The 15,649-nt window shown below is 69.3% G+C and carries 11 protein-coding genes; 5 read left to right on the forward strand and 6 right to left on the reverse strand.

All coding sequences use genetic code 11. From position 1 onward, the window contains the following. Positions 1 to 2 precede the first annotated feature (2 nt). The 5 genes from ACQP2T_RS50855 to ACQP2T_RS50875 form a co-directional block, all read right to left on the reverse strand. Positions 3 to 1,670, reverse strand: coding sequence for a DUF4434 domain-containing protein (locus tag ACQP2T_RS50855; protein ID WP_433512000.1), 1,668 nt, complete (start codon positions 1,668 to 1,670; stop codon positions 3 to 5). 135 nt (positions 1,671 to 1,805) lie between these two features. Continuing rightward, on the reverse strand, positions 1,806 to 4,388 hold the full coding sequence (locus ACQP2T_RS50860; RefSeq protein ID WP_433512001.1) for a family 78 glycoside hydrolase catalytic domain: 2,583 nt from the start codon (positions 4,386 to 4,388) through the stop codon (positions 1,806 to 1,808). Between the two features lie 16 nt (positions 4,389 to 4,404). Further along, the gene (locus ACQP2T_RS50865; protein ID WP_433512002.1) at positions 4,405 to 5,232 is read right to left on the reverse strand and encodes a carbohydrate ABC transporter permease; all 828 of its coding nucleotides are present in this window, start codon (positions 5,230 to 5,232) and stop codon (positions 4,405 to 4,407) included. After that, a complete protein-coding gene (locus ACQP2T_RS50870; RefSeq protein ID WP_358536375.1) occupies positions 5,229 to 6,179 on the reverse strand; it encodes a carbohydrate ABC transporter permease in 951 nt (316 codons plus the stop codon). The genes ACQP2T_RS50865 and ACQP2T_RS50870 overlap by 4 nt, the downstream gene beginning before the upstream one ends. Then, positions 6,176 to 7,483 (reverse strand): ABC transporter substrate-binding protein, encoded by a 1,308-nt coding sequence (locus tag ACQP2T_RS50875; RefSeq protein WP_433512003.1) that lies wholly within the window; start codon positions 7,481 to 7,483, stop codon positions 6,176 to 6,178. The genes ACQP2T_RS50870 and ACQP2T_RS50875 overlap by 4 nt, the downstream gene beginning before the upstream one ends. Positions 7,484 to 7,732: 249 nt before the next feature. Between ACQP2T_RS50875 and ACQP2T_RS50880 the strand changes: the two genes are divergently transcribed. Further along, entirely contained in the window at positions 7,733 to 8,614 is an 882-nt protein-coding gene (locus ACQP2T_RS50880) for an NAD-dependent epimerase/dehydratase family protein (protein WP_433512004.1), read from the forward strand. On the opposite strand, the gene ACQP2T_RS50885 is transcribed toward ACQP2T_RS50880, so the two are convergent. Beyond that, positions 8,604 to 10,571 carry a family 10 glycosylhydrolase gene (locus ACQP2T_RS50885; protein ID WP_433512005.1) on the reverse strand — a complete coding sequence of 656 codons (1,968 nt, stop codon included), beginning with the start codon at positions 10,569 to 10,571 and terminating at the stop codon, positions 8,604 to 8,606. The two genes, ACQP2T_RS50880 and ACQP2T_RS50885, sit on opposite strands and share 11 nt — an antisense overlap. Before the next feature lie 190 nt (positions 10,572 to 10,761). Between ACQP2T_RS50885 and ACQP2T_RS50890 the strand changes: the two genes are divergently transcribed. The 4 genes from ACQP2T_RS50890 to ACQP2T_RS50905 all read left to right on the forward strand — a co-directional run bounded on the left by ACQP2T_RS50890 (position 10,762) and on the right by ACQP2T_RS50905 (position 15,645). Beyond that, entirely contained in the window at positions 10,762 to 12,273 is a 1,512-nt protein-coding gene (locus ACQP2T_RS50890) for an N-acetylmuramoyl-L-alanine amidase (RefSeq protein ID WP_433512006.1), read from the forward strand. A gap of 216 nt (positions 12,274 to 12,489) precedes the next feature. Then, positions 12,490 to 13,581 (forward strand): ABC transporter ATP-binding protein, encoded by a 1,092-nt coding sequence (locus ACQP2T_RS50895; RefSeq protein ID WP_433512007.1) that lies wholly within the window; start codon positions 12,490 to 12,492, stop codon positions 13,579 to 13,581. Continuing rightward, a complete protein-coding gene (locus tag ACQP2T_RS50900; RefSeq protein ID WP_433512008.1) occupies positions 13,574 to 14,689 on the forward strand; it encodes an ABC transporter ATP-binding protein in 1,116 nt (371 codons plus the stop codon). Before ACQP2T_RS50895 ends, ACQP2T_RS50900 begins: the two co-directional genes overlap by 8 nt. Continuing rightward, a complete protein-coding gene (locus tag ACQP2T_RS50905; protein ID WP_433512009.1) occupies positions 14,686 to 15,645 on the forward strand; it encodes a carbohydrate ABC transporter permease in 960 nt (319 codons plus the stop codon). The genes ACQP2T_RS50900 and ACQP2T_RS50905 overlap by 4 nt, the downstream gene beginning before the upstream one ends. Positions 15,646 to 15,649: the final 4 nt, after the last annotated feature.

Raw genomic sequence — 15,649 nt, forward strand, 5'->3', positions numbered from 1 at the left:
CGCTACGAGGGAATGACGTACGCGTTGGTGCTGGACCGGCCGGTGCCGTTCACGGCGGTGATGTAGAGGAACGGGCGGCGGGGATCGATGTCGGTGGGCGTGGTGAAGGGGACCCAGGCGGCACTCGCCTCGTCCGGACCTTGGGCGACGGTCACCGTCTTCATCCCAGCCCCCGCCCGAGCGTACTGGACCTTGATCGTCCCGCCCGCGAGGTTGCGGCCGGTGATCGCGATGCCGGCCGCGTTCCTGGTCGCGCCGACGATGAGCGGCGCGTTCCATGAGGCGTGGAGGTCGTCGCTCAACGACGGGGTCATCCAGTTGAGGCGGCAGGTCAGGAACGGGTCCCAGCCGTAGGAGATCACCTTGGTCACGGCCGCGCCGGCCGCCATGACCTGGGCGTCCAACCGTTTCTTGGTCGTCCGGCCGCGTAGCGGCAGTGGGTCGGCCCGGCCGCACTCACCGGGCACCGGGGCGGGCTCGAAGGCCTCCGCGTTCATCCACAGCTCCACCCCGGGCGGCCGGGACCGCGCCGCCGCCTGGAGGTAGTCGTAGGTCGAGCCGTAGTACGCCTTCCGGTTGGTCACATCCCCCACCATCGGCACCAGCCGGGGATCGACCTTGGCGTCCACCTCGTCGCGGCCGTACACGGGCACCTTGCCCGTCCCGCGCCCGTCCTGCACGGCGACGATCATGGGCGCGCCGTGCGCGGTGGCGGCGATGGCGAGCAGCCCCGGCCCCACCCGCTCAGGCGGGAAGCCCTTGTCCCTGCGCGCGTCGAAGTAGGGGCTGACCAGGATCTTCTTCCCCGGCAGCGTGGCGGTCACCACGGTGTGCTGGGCCTGGTACAGGTCGATGGTCGGATCGACGCTGGGCCGCGACTTCACCGCCAGCTCGAACGACTGGTAGACCCCGGCGAACGCCGCCGACGGCCCGTACCTGCCCCGATAGTCCGTCAGCACCCGCTCGGTGAGCGCGGTCACGGCGCCCAGATGCGTGAGGTCGGGCAGCCACGGCCGCTTGACGTCCTGCGGCGCGGCGGGCAGCCCGGGGAACACCTTCATCCCGTACGCGGCCGCCTCCGTCATAAGGTTGCCCAGTCCGTCGCCGTCGGTGGCGATCAACACGAGGTCGTACGGGCCGCGTGAGCAGGATTTGCTCAGCAGTAACCGGTAGTAGATCCGCTCGCCGCTCTCGATCCGCCGATCCAGGCCGGGGCACCGGAGCAGGCCGTCGCCGAACAGCTCGTTCGCCGCGTAGCCGTAGACCCGGCGGATGCGCGGAACCGCCTCCCGAGCGGCCCGGTAGCACGTCTTCCCGTTCTCGACGCAGCCGGTGAAGTCGGGGTCGGGCGCGCCCTCCTTCAGCAGCCGGCCCGCCCGGTCGACCCGGCTGGGCACCAGGCGCGGGCCGAACGTGATGAGCGTGTCGCCGCCGACCCCGTGGATCGCCTCCACGGTCCGCCGCGTGACGCACGGGTCCGAGCGGGGGACCAACCAGTAACCGGTGATCGCGTACGGCGCGTCGACCCGCGTGTCCCGCGCCGGACACCCCGCGTCGACCGGCGTCACAACGGGAGTGGGTGTCATGGCCTCGGCACGCGTCCCAGGAACGACGGTGGCGGCCAGCACCGTCACGGCCGCGAACCCGCGCAGGATCCACCCGGATACCACATGACCTCCTCGCGCGAGTGTCCGCTCGCGGCCAGAACGGTCGTACCCGTCAGATCACCCGATGCACCTTATCGTGGCCCGACCGGACCCCCAGGGCGGCGCGACGAACCCGCCGCCCCAGAGGCACGAGACCGCTCAGGCCACCGGGTCGTCCGCCGGATCGCGGTACGGCGTGGTGAAGGTGTGCATCCCCGACCCGACCTCCAACAGCTCCCCAGACGGCAGGTCGACCTCGGCCGTCGTCCCCGACGGCACCGAGACGGTGACCGTGAGGTTGCCGCCCGTCCGGGACCAGGCCACCGCCGCCGGACCGTACGGCGTCTCGTGCTCGGCGGAGGCGTGGGTGAGGCCGGCGCCGGGTCGCGGCGCGACGCGGATGCGGCGGTAGCCGGGCGCGGCGGGGGCCAGGCCGGCGAGCGTGCCGTGCAGGAAGTCGGCGACCGCGCCCAGCGCGTAGTGGTTGAACGAGGTCATCTCACCGGGGTTGACCGAGCCGTCGGGCAGCATGCTGTCCCAGCGCTCCCAGATCGTGGTCGCGCCCATGGTCACCGGGTACAGCCACGAGGGGCATTCGCGCTGTGTCAGCAGCCGGTAGGCCGTGTCGTGCTCCCCCGCCGCGGCCAGGGCGGCGCAGACCAGCGGCGTGCCGACGAAGCCGGTGCCGATGCGGTAGTCGTCCTGGTCCACCAGCTCGGCCAGCCGCTTGCCGGCCCGCGCCCGCTGCTCCGGCGTCTCCGCCAGGCCGAGGTGCAGCGACAGCGCGTACGCGGTCTGGGTGTCGCTGACCAGGCGGCCCGACGGCGAGAGGTATTCGCGGCGGAAGGCCGCCCGGACCTCGGCCGCCAGCTCTCCGTACTTCTGCGCGTCCACGCCCCGGCCCAGCAGCTCGGCGGTGTCGGCCACGAGCTGCGCGGTCCACGCGTGGTAGGCGGTGGCGATGAGGTAGGGGTCGGTTCTGGCCTTGCCGGGCTTGTCCGGCGGCGCGGCGGGGTCGAGCCAGTCGCCGAACTGGAAGCCCTCGTCCCACAGGTGGTCGTCCCCGGCGATGCCGGCGATGTGGTCGACCCAGCCCTTCATGCTGTCGTACTGCGTCTCCAGCACCCCGAGGTCCCCGAAGCGCTCGTAGAGCACCCAGGGCACGATCACCGCCGCGTCTCCCCACGCCGCGGTCGGCATGGCGGGGAAGGCGAGGTCGACCCATGGGATGTAGTAGGGCACCATGCCCGACTCGTCCTGTTCGGCGGCCAGGTCGGCGAGCCAGGAGCCAAGGGTGCCCGCGCAGTCGTACAGGAAGGCCGCGGTGGGGGCGAAGACCTGGATGTCGCCGGTCCAGCCGAGGCGCTCGTCGCGCTGCGGGCAGTCGGTCGGCAGGTCGACGAAGTTGCCGCGCATGCTCCACACCACGTTGTCGTGCAGGCGCTGGAGCTGCGGGTCCGAGCAGGTGAACCAGCCGGTACGGCGCATGTCGGTGTGGCAGACGACGGCCTGGACGCTGTCGGGGCCCAGCTCACCCGGCCAGTCGATCACCTCGGCGTAGCGGAAGCCGTGCATGGTGAAGCGCGGCTCCCACTCCTCCTCCGCACCGCCGGCCAGGGTGTACTCGTCCTGGGCGGCCGCGTTGCGCAGCGGGCGGCGGGACAGGGCGCCGTTCTCCAGGACCTCGGCGTGGAGGAGGGTGACGGTGTGGCCCGCCGGTCCCTGGACGCGGATGCGCAGGCGGCCGGAGATGTTCTGGCCGAAGTCGAGGATGGTCTCGCCGGCCGGGCCTTCGATGACCTCGACGGGGCGCAGCGTCTCGAAGCGGCGCACCGGCGGGCCGATGGGGGCGACGAGCAGGCCGCGGTCGTGGTCCACGACGTCGGCGGGCAGCCACGCGCCGTCGTCGAAGCCGGGTGCGGACCAGCCGGCGGGCAGCAGGCGGGCGTCGTACTTCTCGCCGTCGTAGAGGCTCGCCGCGAGGACCGGGCCGCGCGCGCAGCGCCAGGAGCCGTCGGTGGTCACGACGTCGGTCGAGCCGTCGGCGTAGACGACTTCGAGCTGGGCGATGAGCGCGGTGCGCGAGCCGTACGTCTCGACCCGGCCCTCCCTGAAGCCGAGGCGGCCGCGGTACCACCCGTCGGCGAGCATCGCGCCGATGGCGTTGTCACCCTCCGCCAGCAGCGCGGTCACGTCGTGCGTGCGGTAGCGCAGGCGGTGGTCGTAGCTCGACCAGCCGGGCGCGAGCACGTCATCGCCCACGACCTGGCCGTTGATCTCCACCTCGTACAGGCCGTGGCCGGTCACGTACAGGCGGGCCCGCTCGACAGGGCCGCTCACAGCGAAGCCGCGCCTGAGCATGGTCGCGGGTCCGTCCGGCGCGCCGAGCAGCTCGGCGGGCGGCGCCGCCGCCTCCGCGCGCCACTCCTCCGCCTCCAGCAGACCGGCCTCGACCGAGGTCCACTCGCTCCACTCGCTCGCCTCGCCGTCCTGACCGCGGACCCGCACGCGTACGTCCCGGCGCTCCCGCGAGCGCAGGTCGTCACCCGGCCATGGGACCAGCACGGAATCGGAGCGCCCGGTCGTGGAGACGACCTTGCCCTCCGAGTCGCGGATCTCGACGTCATAACCGTGCTGTTGCCAGCCGGGACGGTCGTCGCGGACCGTCCAGGACAGCCGTGGCCTGGGTTCGCCGATGCCGATCGGCTCTCGGTGGTGCTCGAAACGCAGGTCGATGGTCATGCGGCTCCTCTGAGCGTCAGCCCTTGATCGCGCCGGCGGTCATCCCCGCCACGATCTTGCGGTTGAAGAAGATGAAAGCGAGCAGTGGCGGGATCGTGATGAGCACGATGTCCATGAACAGCAGGTTCCACTGCGTGCTGTATTGGCTTTGGAAGTTGTACAGGGTGAGCTGGACGGTGGCGTTCTCGTCACCGGGCAGGAAGTAGAGCGGGTTGACGAAGTCGTTGAAGACGGCGACCGACGTCGTCAGGATGACAGTGATCGTCACCGGCCGGAGCAGCGGGAAGATCACCTTGAAGAACAGCCGGAACCCGGTGCACCCGTCGATCATCGCCGCCTCGTCCAGCTCGCGCGGCACCGCCGCCACAAAAGCGCGATAAAGCAGCACTGAGTACGACATGTGGAAGGCGACTTCGACGAAGATGAGCCCCGGCAGCGTCTTGAACAGGCCGAGCGTCTGGAGCACCCAGATGGTCGGCACGATCGCCGGCGGGATGATCAGCCCGGACAGCACCAGGAAGTTGACCACCGACCGCATGCGGCCCGCCCGGCGCTGCAGCACGAACCCGGCCATCGAGCAGAAGACGACCAGCAGCGTGACCGCCACGACAGTGAGGATCGTGCTGTTGAGGAAGGCGCGCAGCAGCACGTAGTCGCGCGCCTCGATCACCTGGACGAAGTTCTGGACTATGGGCCAGCTCGTCGGCCAGCCGAAGTCCAGCTCCGCCGACTGGACCTCGTCCTTGACCGCCGTGAGCACCATGAACGAGAACGGCACCACGAAGATGACGACGGCCAGGAGGACCACGACGAGTTCGGGCCCGGATCTGCGCAGCGCCCTCATGCGGCGACCTCCCTGGCGCTCAGGAATCGGGTGAGCGGCACGACCAGCGCGGTGACCACGATGAACAGGATCACGTTCCCGGCGGTCGACAGGCCGAAGAACCCCGCCTGATACTGCTTGTAGATGATCGAGGCGATGACGTCGCTGGTGAAGCCGGGTCCGCCGCGGGTCATCGTCCAGATGAGGTCGAAGGACCGCAGCCCGCCGATGAAGGACAGGATGATCACCGAGTTGGTGGCGGGCCAGCTCAGCGGCAGCGTCACGAACCTGAACCGGTGCCAGGCGCCGCCGCCGTCGACCGCGACCGCCTGGTAGTAGTCACGCGGGATCGACATCATGCCGGCGATGTAGATGACGGTGGCCAGGCCGACGCCCTTCCAGACGTCCACGAGCGCCACCGACAGCAGCGCGGTATTGGCGTCGCCGAGCCAGTCGGGGCCCGAGATGCCCACCAGGGCCAGCGCCTTGTTCACCAGCCCGGTGTCGGGCTTGAGCAGCACGCTGAACGTGATGCCGACCGCGACCGTGCTCACCAGCACCGGGAAGAACACCACCGAGCGCAGGAAGCCGCGCAGCTTGATCCGCGAGGTGAGCAGCACGCCGAGCGCCATCCCCAGCACGACCTTCAGCCCGCTGGTGGTCACCGCGTAGATCAGGGTGTTCTGGAAGCCGATCCGCAGGTTCTGCTCGGCGAAGAAGTCGGTGAAGTTCTCCAGCCCAACGAAGGTGCTGTCGAACAGCGTCCACCTGGTCATCGAGAAGTAGAAGGCCATGATCGTCGGAACCAGGAAGACGATCGTGTAGACGAGCCCCGCGGGCACATAGAACAGGTAGGGGTACGGGTTGCCGCCGCGCCCGCCCTTCCCCTTGCGCGCGCGGGCACGCCGCCCGGCCGCCGCGGTGGGCGGCTCGGGCGACGTGGCCGTGCTCGGCCTCGACGAGGTCACCACCCCGCGAGCCCCAGTTGCTTGGCCTGCTTCTCCACGTCCTTGTCGTACTGGGCCGCCCCCTCGGCCGCCGTGGTCAGGCCGGAGCCGACCGCGACGGTGATGTTCTCAAGGGACGGGCCCTTGACCGGGGAGACGAACTCCAGCGCGGGCGCGGACGCCTTGTTGTCGAGGTAGACCTGCAGGTCCTTCGCCACCTGGACCGCGTCGGCCGGCAGCTTGGCACCCTTGATCCGGAACGGTCCGGCCGGCGGCGTTCCCTTGGCGACGGCCGCCGCACCCTCAGGGGAGGCGACGAAAGCCAGGAACTTCTTGGCGGCGTCGAGGTGCTTGGTCGTCTTGGGGATGTAGGCGGCCGACGGCTCCCAGACCGTGGCGCCGTTCTTCGCGGCGTCGTCACCAGGGAGGGCGAAGTAGCCGACATCGGTGGCCACTTGCGGGAACTTCCCAATGAAACCGGGCACCACCCCGGTGAGCAGGGGATAGTGCACGCCCTGGCCCTCGGCCAGCAGCTTGATCCCCGCGTCCAGGTTGGCCGAGCCGAAGCCCTTGTTGAGGTACCCCTTGGCGTGCACCTCTTCCAGGCGCTTGAAGCCGGTCAGCGCGGCCGGGGTGGTGGCGTACTTCGCCTTGTTGGCCGTGTAGTCCTGCGCGAAGGTCGGCGACGCGGCCTGGACGTTGAAGAAGTCGGCCAGCACGAACAACTGCGAGGTCCACGTGTCCTTGAACGTGGAGATCACCGGCGTCAGCCCGGCAGCCTTGATCTTGTCGTTGTTGGCCGTGAACTCGGCCCAGCTCTTGGGCACCTGCAGCCCGAGCTTCTCGTAGACCTTCCTGTTGTAGAGGATGCCGCCTCCCGTGGCGGTGCCCCAGGGCACGCCGTACACCTTTCCGCCCTGGGTGACCACGGGCAGGTACGACTCCTCGACGTTCTTCATGACCGCGTCGCCCGTGAGGTCGGTGAGCGTCTGGCCGGGATTCAGCGCCTGGAGGAGGGAGCCGGAGTTGTACCAGAAGACGTCGCTCATCTCGCCCGTGGACAGCCGGGTCTTGATGATGTTGTCGCCTTCGGTGCCCGCCGGGCGGGTCTCCGTCTCGATCTTGATCTTCGGATTGGCCGCCTCGAAGGCTTGGACGACGGCTTTGGCCGCGTTGACCGTCTGCTCGCCGTTGTCGTAGAGGAAGGAGATCGTGACGCTGCCGTCGGCGGCCGTCGTGCTGCCGGACGAGCCGCATGCCGCCAGGGAAAAGAGGGGGAGGGCGGCGGAGAAGGCCACCCCGAGTCTGTGAAGCGTGGTCTTCATAACACCCCTTGGGGCTCGAAGCTTAAATCGTTTCAATGGCCTCGTTAGGGCGTTAACATAGGCTTTACGTTCCGGGGCCGTCAAGGCTCTCCTGCGGTAACGAAACGGAAACGTATCAGCGGCTCAAGGCGTGTCATCCGCCCAGATACCCGCAAACTTCCGCTCTGAAGCGAAACGATTCAAGCCTTCAGCACCGACCGCCCCTCCCCGTATCCTGAACCTCCGACCCCTGGCGCCTAAGGAGCTCCCATGCACGTCGTCGTCACCGGTGCCCACGGAAAGGTCGGACGTGCGGCCACCCAGGCCCTGCTCGACGCCGGTCACGAGGTGACGGCCGTCGACCTCACCCGCCCGGTCTGGGAGCGAGCGGAGCCCGGCGCCCCCCGCTACCAGCAGGCCGACCTGACCGACGCCGGAGCGGCGTACGCGGTGGTGCGCGGAGCCGACGCGGTCGTGCACGCCGCCGCCATCCCCGAGCCCAGCACCAACCCGCCGCACGTGGTCTTCCAGAACAACCTGATGTCCACCTTCAACATGCTGGAGGCGGCGATCAGGTTCGGCGTGACCCGCTTCGTGAACATCTCCAGCGAGACCGTGCCCGGCTTCTTCTTCGCCGAGCGGCCGTTCCTGCCCGACTACGCGCCCGTGGACGAAGAGCACCCGATCCGGCCGCAGGACCCCTACGCCACCGCCAAGCACTTCGGCGAGCAGCTCATGGACGCGGCCGTGCGCCGGTCAGACATCCGATGCGTCTCCCTCCGGCCGAGCTGGGTGCAGCACGAGGGCAACTACGAGCGCAATCTGGGCCCGCAGCTCCGCGACGGACAGCCCGGGGCCGGGCTGTGGAGCTACATCGACGTCTACGACCTGGCCGACGCCATCGTGCTGGCCACCGAGTCCGACCTGCCGGGACACGAGGTGTTCTACATCGCCTCGCCCGACAACGTCGGTGGCCACGACTTCGCGACGGCCCTGCGGGAGCATTACGGCGACGCCATCGCGCTGCGGCCCCTCAGCCGTCCGGACGCCTCCGGCATCTCCTGCGCCAAGGCGGTGCGCCTGCTCGGCTGGGCGCCCAAGCGCTCGTGGCGCGACTACCTGGACGAGGACGGCCGGGCGCTCAGGAAGTGATCCTGGTGATACGCACGGCGTCCGCGATGACGTACCCGGTCGTGGAGGTCCAGCGGCTCACCCCGACCACGTTGTAGGTGCCCGCGTCGAGGGTGTAGGTGCCGAGGGTCCGCCACTGCCCGCCACCCGAACGCTGGTCCACGACCACGGTCTGGTTCCCGCCCGACGCCGCCACGAGATACGGCGTGGCGCTGTTGTAGCCGGCGTTGGCGGCGTACCAGACCTCCACCCGGTAGCTCCCGGCGCTCGGGATGGTCGCCTTGAACCACGCCGGGTCGCTGGCCGCGACGGGGTCGGCGAAGCGGTAGTCGGCGCCGTAGAGCTGCGTCGAGAACGACGAGGTGCCCCAGGAGGAGCTCGCGGCGAACCCGGCGTCCGCGTTGTCGACCACGACGCTGAACGCCGCCGTGCCCGTCACCACCGCGCCCGCGCTCGGCGCGCTCTCCTGGTGCGTCCGGTTCAGCGCGGTCACGTAGTAGGTGTAGCCGCCGGTGGCCGTCGCCGTGGCGTCGGTGAAGGTGGTCTTCCTGGTCGTGCCGAGCAGGTTGCGGGCGTCGGCGTACGCGCACGGATCGGCGGTCGGCTGGGAGCCGTCGACCCGGTAGATCGCGTAAGCCGTGGCACCGCCGCCCTGCCATGAGAGCGCCACGCCGCCCGAGCCCCTGGTCGCCGCCGCGCTGGTGGGCGCCGCCGGTGCGGCGGCGGTGCCACGGGCGGGCAGCAGGGCGGGCTTGGCGTAGTGGGCGTTGACCAGCGCGGCGATGGCGCCGATCCGGTTCGCCTTGACGTCCTTGGCGCTGAAGTAGATGTCGCCGGCCACCTCGGGGTGCTTCCTGTTGTCGTAGAGGTGGTCGCTGAGCTCGGCCGGATCCTGCCAGGCCGCGTCCTGGCCGCTGGCCCCCGCGCGGTAGGCGGCCTGGCCGACGATCAACTGGACGCCGGTGCCCTTCACGACGCTCGACCACCAGGCGGTCAGCTTCGCGTAGTCGGCGGCGCTGTTTCCGATGTGCCAGTAGATCTGCGGCGCGAGATAGTCCACCCAGCCCTGCTTGACCCAGAGCCTGCTGTCGGCGTAGATCGCGTCGTAGGACTGCAGGCCCGAGGTGCTCGACCCGAGCGGGTCGGTGCTCGCGTTGCGCCAGATGCCGAACGGGCTGATGCCGAAGGCGACCCAGGACTTGGCGGCGTGGATGCGCTGGTCCAGCTCACGCACCAGCAGGTTGACGTTGTCGCGCCGCCAGTCGGCGATGCTGCTGAACCCGCCGCCGTACTGGGCGTACGTCGCGCTGTCCGGGATGCTCTGGCCACTGACCGGATAGGGGTAGAAGTAGTCGTCGAGGTGCACGCCGTCGAGGTCGTAGCGGGTGACGGCGTCCATGATGGCGTCCTCGATGAAGTCGCGGACCTCCGGGATGCCGGGGTTGTAGAGGAGCTTGCCGCCGTAGGCGAACCGCCAGCTCGGATGCTGACGTGCCGGATGGGTGGCGACCAGCTTGCTCGGGTCGTCGTCGTTGGAGATCCGGTACGGGTTGAACCAGGCGTGGAACTCCAGGTTGCGGGCGTGCGCCTCGGCGACCATGAAGGCCATCGGGTCGTAGCCCGGATCCTTGCCCTGGGTGCCGGTGAGCCACTGTGACCACGGCTCGTACGACGAGGGCCAGAACGCGTCAGCTGTTGGCCTGACCTGCACGAACACGGCGTTCATGCGCTTGGACACGGCCAGGTCCAGCCACGCCCTGAACTCCGCCTGCTGGGCCGCCACGCTCAGCCCCGCGCTGCTCGGCCAGTCGATGTTGGCGACCGAGGAGACCCACATGCCGCGTAACTGCCGCTTGGGCGTCGCCGGATCGGTCACGCACGCCGCCGCCGAGACGGCGGGGCTTGTGGCAGGCGCCACGAGAGCTGTGAGCACAAGGGTGATCGTGGCCAGGATGGTGCGCAGGGGGTGCGTGGTCACGAAAAGAAGTTTCATCTCCCCTCGAACCGAGCGCAATAGTCTTCAGTCAATCCGGGGGGCCCAACTTTCCCGCCCCAGATGTCCGGGTGCGGGCGGAAAGTTTCTTCTAACTCGTCAGTAATGTCAATTATCGACATCTGTCAGGAACCGGCTTACTGTGCAGCCGTCGACCCTTAACGAGGGAGCTCCCATGTCACTCTCCCCCAAGCGATTAACGGCTCTCGTCTCCACGGTCCTCGCCGCTCTCCTGGTCTTCGCCGGCCAGCCCGCCGTCGCGGCCAAGGACACGCCGCTTTCTGACGCCTTCGCCCGCGCCGCCGCGGCCCAGGACGTCCCGCGCGACCTGCTCGTGGCGCTCGCCTACGCCGAGACCCACCTCGACGGCCACAACGGCGAGCCCAGCGCCAGCGGCGGATACGGCGTGATGCACCTGGTCAGCAACCCCACCACGAAGGCGCTGGAGAAGGCGTCCGGGCTCACGGGGCTGCCGGTCAAGAAGCTGCGCGCCGACACCGCGGCCAACATCCTCGGCGGCGCCGCGCTGCTGCGCGCCAACGCCGACGAACTCGGCCTCGACGAGGCCGCCAGGAAGGACCCCGGCCGCTGGTACGAGGCCGTGGCGAAGTACGGCAACACCGCCTCGCCCCAGCTCGCCCGCCTCTACGCCGACGCCGTCTACGAGCTGCTCGGCCTCGGAATCCAGGCCAAGGACGTACGCGTGGCGCCGCAGGAGGTGACGGCCGATCGCGGCCAGTACGCCGAGACGCGCTCGTTCGGCGCCGCCGAGGCGGCCAGCCCCGACTACCCGGACGCCACCTGGGCCGCCGCCAGCTCCAGCAACTACACCGCCTCCAGCCGCGAGTCGAGCTACGCCATCGACCGGGTGGTCATCCACGTGACGCAGGGCTCCTACGCCGGGACGATCTCCTGGTTCCAGAACCCCAGCGCCCAGGTCTCGGCCCACTACGTGGTCAAGTCGTCCAACGGCGCGATCACCCAGATGGTCCGGGACAAGGACATCGCCTGGCACGCCGGCAACTGGACGTACAACACCAGGTCCATCGGCATCGAGCACGAGGGCTACGTCAGTGAGTCCTCGTGGTTCACCGACGCGATGTACCGGTCCTCGGCCGCGCTGACCAAGTACATCTGCGACAAGTACGGCATCCCGAAGGACCGCAGCCACATCATCGGCCACAACGAGGTGCCCGGCGCCGACCACACCGACCCGGGGTCGTACTGGAACTGGACCACGTACATGAACTACGTGACCGGTGGCGGCGGCACCCCGACGTGGACCACCACGGTCGACAACACCACCTCCGGCCAGTTCACCGCCAGCGCGAACTGGGGCACCTCCACCTACTCCACCCAGCGCTACGGCGCCGACTACCGGTTCGCCGACCCCGTGGCCGCGAGCGACCCGGCCTGGTATCAGGCGACCATCCCCAGCGCGGGCAACTACCGCGTGGAGGTCTGGTATCCGGACGATCCCGGCTACAACAGCTCCGCTCCGTACATCGTCGCCGCTTCCGGCGGCAATCAGACGGTGTACGTGGACCAACGCTCCGGCGGCGGCAGCTGGAAGAGCCTCGGCACCTTCTCCCTCAACGCGGGCACCGCCAACGTCGTGGGAGTCAGCCGGTGGACCTCCGGCACCGGCCTCGTGATCGCGGACGCCGTCCGCATCAGCAAGGTCTGACATCTGGTATGGCCCGTGCCCGATCGCACGGGCCGTACTTGTTCACCGCAGCCAAATAACCATCGATAAATATATGCCCATTCGCTAATAAGTGGGCCAATGGAAACTTCCCCCTTTGCACGTCCTGGCAAAGGATGTTAGATGGAGAGGTCTTGACCGACCACGCTTCGGGGCGGCGCGGCAGTCGATCGCACTCCGGCAAGGAGGCTCGTGCACATGGCGCTGGTTCTTGACGGCGTCCGCGTACGGCAGCGCGGGGAAACCTGGCTGCACGACATCCACCTGGAATTATCCCATGGAATGACCACGTTGGTCGGGCCGATGGCGGCGGGGAAGACGACGCTGATGCGGGTCGTCGGGGGGCTGCTTCCACCTGACGCGGGGCGGGTCGTGGTGAACGGAAAAGACGTAACGGCTATTTCCGTGCGTAAACGCTCGGTCGCCTTCGTCTATCAGCAATTCATCAATTATCCCTCGCTCTCGGTCTATGAGAACATCGCCTCACCGCTGCGTATGGCGCGTTCCTTTCCCAAGAAAGACATGGATCGGCGGGTGCGCGAGGTCGCCGAAATCATGGGCATCGGCGACCTGCTCGACCGTCGGCCCGCCGAGCTGTCCGGCGGCCAGCAGCAGCGCACCGCGATCGCCCGCGCGCTGGCCCGGCCGGTCGACGTGCTGCTGCTCGACGAGCCGCTGGCCAACCTCGACTTCAAGCTCCGCGAGCAGTTGCGGGGCGATCTGAAGAACATGTTCCTCGACGCGCCGAGCGTGGTCCTCTATTCGACGGCCGACCCGGCCGAGGCCCTGACCTTCGCCTCGCCGACGGTGGTCCTGGGCGAGGGCCGGGTGCTGGACGTGGGCGACGTCGCGGACATGTACGCCCAGCCGCCGACGCTGTCCGTCGCCGCGACGCTCAGCGATCCACCGCTCAACCTGCTGCCCGGCGTCGTGCGCGAGGGCCGGATCGAGTGCCTGGGCAGCTCGTTCCCCTCCCCCGGCGCGCACGCCTCGGGACGGAACGTCGTGCTCGCGGTACGCCCCCACCAGGTGACGATCCAACGAAGTGGAGCCGGCGTGCTGGAGTTCCCGGCGGAGATCAGGCTCGCGGAGGTGACGGGCAGCTCGACCTTCCTGCACCTGCGGCTGATCGACGGGCGGCACCTGGTCGCCCAGCTGCCGGGCCCCCAGCTCTTCACCCCCGGCGAGCGGGCCATGGCCTACGTGGACCCGGCGCACATCTTCGTCTACGACGAGGCCGGCGGGCGCCTGCTCGCCACCTCCGCCGCGGAGGTCGACCTGCATGGCTGACATCCGGCTCGAAGGCGTGGGACACAGCTACGACGGCGGCCGGACCTGGGCGCTGAAGCCGATGACGTGGACCTGGCGGAGCTCACGGGCGTACGCGCTGCTCGGCCCGAGCGGGTGCGGCAAGACGACGCTGCTGAACATCATCTCGGGGCTGCTCTCCCCCACCGTGGGACGGATCTTCTTCGACGACCGCGAGGTGACCGCCGTGCCGACGGCGGGCCGCAACATCGCGCAGGTCTTTCAGTTCCCGGTGCTGTACGAGGAGATGTCGGTCTACGACAACCTGGCCTTCCCGCTGCGTAACCGCAAGTATCCCAAGGCGGAGATCGACCAGCGGGTACGCCGGGTCTCCCAGCTCCTCGGCCTGGACGACCACCTCAAGCGCCGGTCGCGACGGCTGGATCCGGGCCGGCAGCAGATCGTCAGCCTGGGGCGCGGGCTGGTCCGCTCCGAGGTGGCCGCCGTACTCCTCGACGAGCCACTCACCGTCGTGGACCCCGCGCTCAAGTGGACGCTGCGCAGCAAGCTCAAGGAGATCCACCGCGACACCGGCCACACGCTCATCTACGTCACCCACGACCAGACCGAGGCGCTGACCTTCGCCGACGAGGTGGTCGTGCTCAACGAGGGCGCGATCGTGCAGGCGGGCGAGCCGACGGAGCTGTTCCTGTCGCCCGCGCACGAGTTCGTCGGCCACTTCATCGGCTCGCCCGGCATGAACGTCGTGCCCGCCGAGATCGCCGGCGGGGTGGTCAGGGTGGCGGAGACGGACGTCGGGCAGGCGGTCGGCGACCAGGAGGGCGAGCTGGAGCCGGGGCCGGTGCACATCGGGGTGCGGCCGGAGTTCGCCCGGCTCGGCGGTAAAGGAGCCTCACCCGGGCTGCCCGTACGGGTGACGGGGGTGGACCGGATGGGCGCCTACAACCTCGTGCATGTCGAGGCCGGTGGCCACCCGGTGATCGCCAAGACGGAGGCGGACGCCCGGTTCGCGCCGGACACCGTGGAGTTCCTGCACTTCGCACCGGACCGCGCGTTCCTGTTCAGGGACTCGGTCAGGTGCGGGTCCATCGCACCACTCAACGGGCGTGACCGAGAGGGCGCATCGTGACCGAGCAGAGCGTCACCGTCGCGGGCGGCCAGGTGGGCGGCGAGATCGTCACCGGCGCCGCCCCACAAGACGGCACGCCCGACACCCGGGTGAGCCTCAAGCCGAAGAACAACCGCGCCTGGCTGCTCGTGCTGCCGGTCGTCGTGTCGGTGGCCTTCACCGCCGTGATCCCGCTGATGACGGTCGTCAACTTCTCCGTCCAGGACATCTTCAGCCCCGACGACCGGATCTTCGTGGGGCTGGAGTGGTTCAGGTCCGTCGCCCGCGACCCCGAGATCCGCGCCGCGTTCGTCCGGACCCTGCTGTTCTCCGCCCAGGTGCTGCTGCTGGAGATCCCGCTCGGGGTGGCGCTCGCGGTGGCGATGCCGCGCCGCGGGGTCTGGGTGTCGGTGGCCCTGGTCATCGTCGCGCTGCCGCTGCTCATCCCGTGGAACGTGGTGGGCACCATCTGGCAGATCTTCGCCCGCGCCGACATCGGGCTGGGCGGCTGGACGATCAACAACGTTCTGGGCATCGACTTCAACTACACGCTGGACTCCACCGACGCCTGGATCACGGTGCTGATCATGGACGTCTGGCACTGGACCCCGCTGGTGGCGCTGCTGGCCTACGCGGGCCTGAGGTCGATCCCCGACCCCTACTTCCAGGCCGCGCAGATCGACGGCGCCTCGGCCTGGGCGACCTTCCGCCACATCCAGCTGCCGCGCCTGCGCGGGGTGCTGACGATCGCGATCCTGCTCCGGTTCATGGACAGCTTCATGATCTACACCGAGCCGTTCGTGGTCACGGGAGGCGGGCCGGGCAACGCCACCTCGTTCCTGAGCATCCTGCTGTCGAAGGTCGCCGTCGGGCAGTTCGACCTCGGGCCGGCGGGCGCCTTCTCGCTGCTGTACTTCCTCGTCGTACAGATCGTCTCGTACGTCTTCTTCACCGTGCTGACCAGGTCAGGGAGGTGACCGC

This window comes from Nonomuraea sp. CA-143628 (genome assembly GCF_050942315.1).
Lineage (GTDB): Bacteria > Actinomycetota > Actinomycetes > Streptosporangiales > Streptosporangiaceae > Nonomuraea.

Coding starts and splice junctions, on each gene's coding strand:
- ACQP2T_RS50860 (WP_433512001.1), bottom strand. CDS start 4,388: ATGACCATCGACCTGCGTTTCGAGCACCACCGAGAGCCGATCGGCATC.
- ACQP2T_RS50865 (WP_433512002.1), bottom strand. CDS start 5,232: ATGAGGGCGCTGCGCAGATCCGGGCCCGAACTCGTCGTGGTCCTCCTG.
- ACQP2T_RS50875 (WP_433512003.1), bottom strand. CDS start 7,483: ATGAAGACCACGCTTCACAGACTCGGGGTGGCCTTCTCCGCCGCCCTC.
- ACQP2T_RS50880 (WP_433512004.1), top strand. CDS start 7,733: ATGCACGTCGTCGTCACCGGTGCCCACGGAAAGGTCGGACGTGCGGCC.
- ACQP2T_RS50890 (WP_433512006.1), top strand. CDS start 10,762: ATGTCACTCTCCCCCAAGCGATTAACGGCTCTCGTCTCCACGGTCCTC.
- ACQP2T_RS50895 (WP_433512007.1), top strand. CDS start 12,490: ATGGCGCTGGTTCTTGACGGCGTCCGCGTACGGCAGCGCGGGGAAACC.
- ACQP2T_RS50900 (WP_433512008.1), top strand. CDS start 13,574: ATGGCTGACATCCGGCTCGAAGGCGTGGGACACAGCTACGACGGCGGC.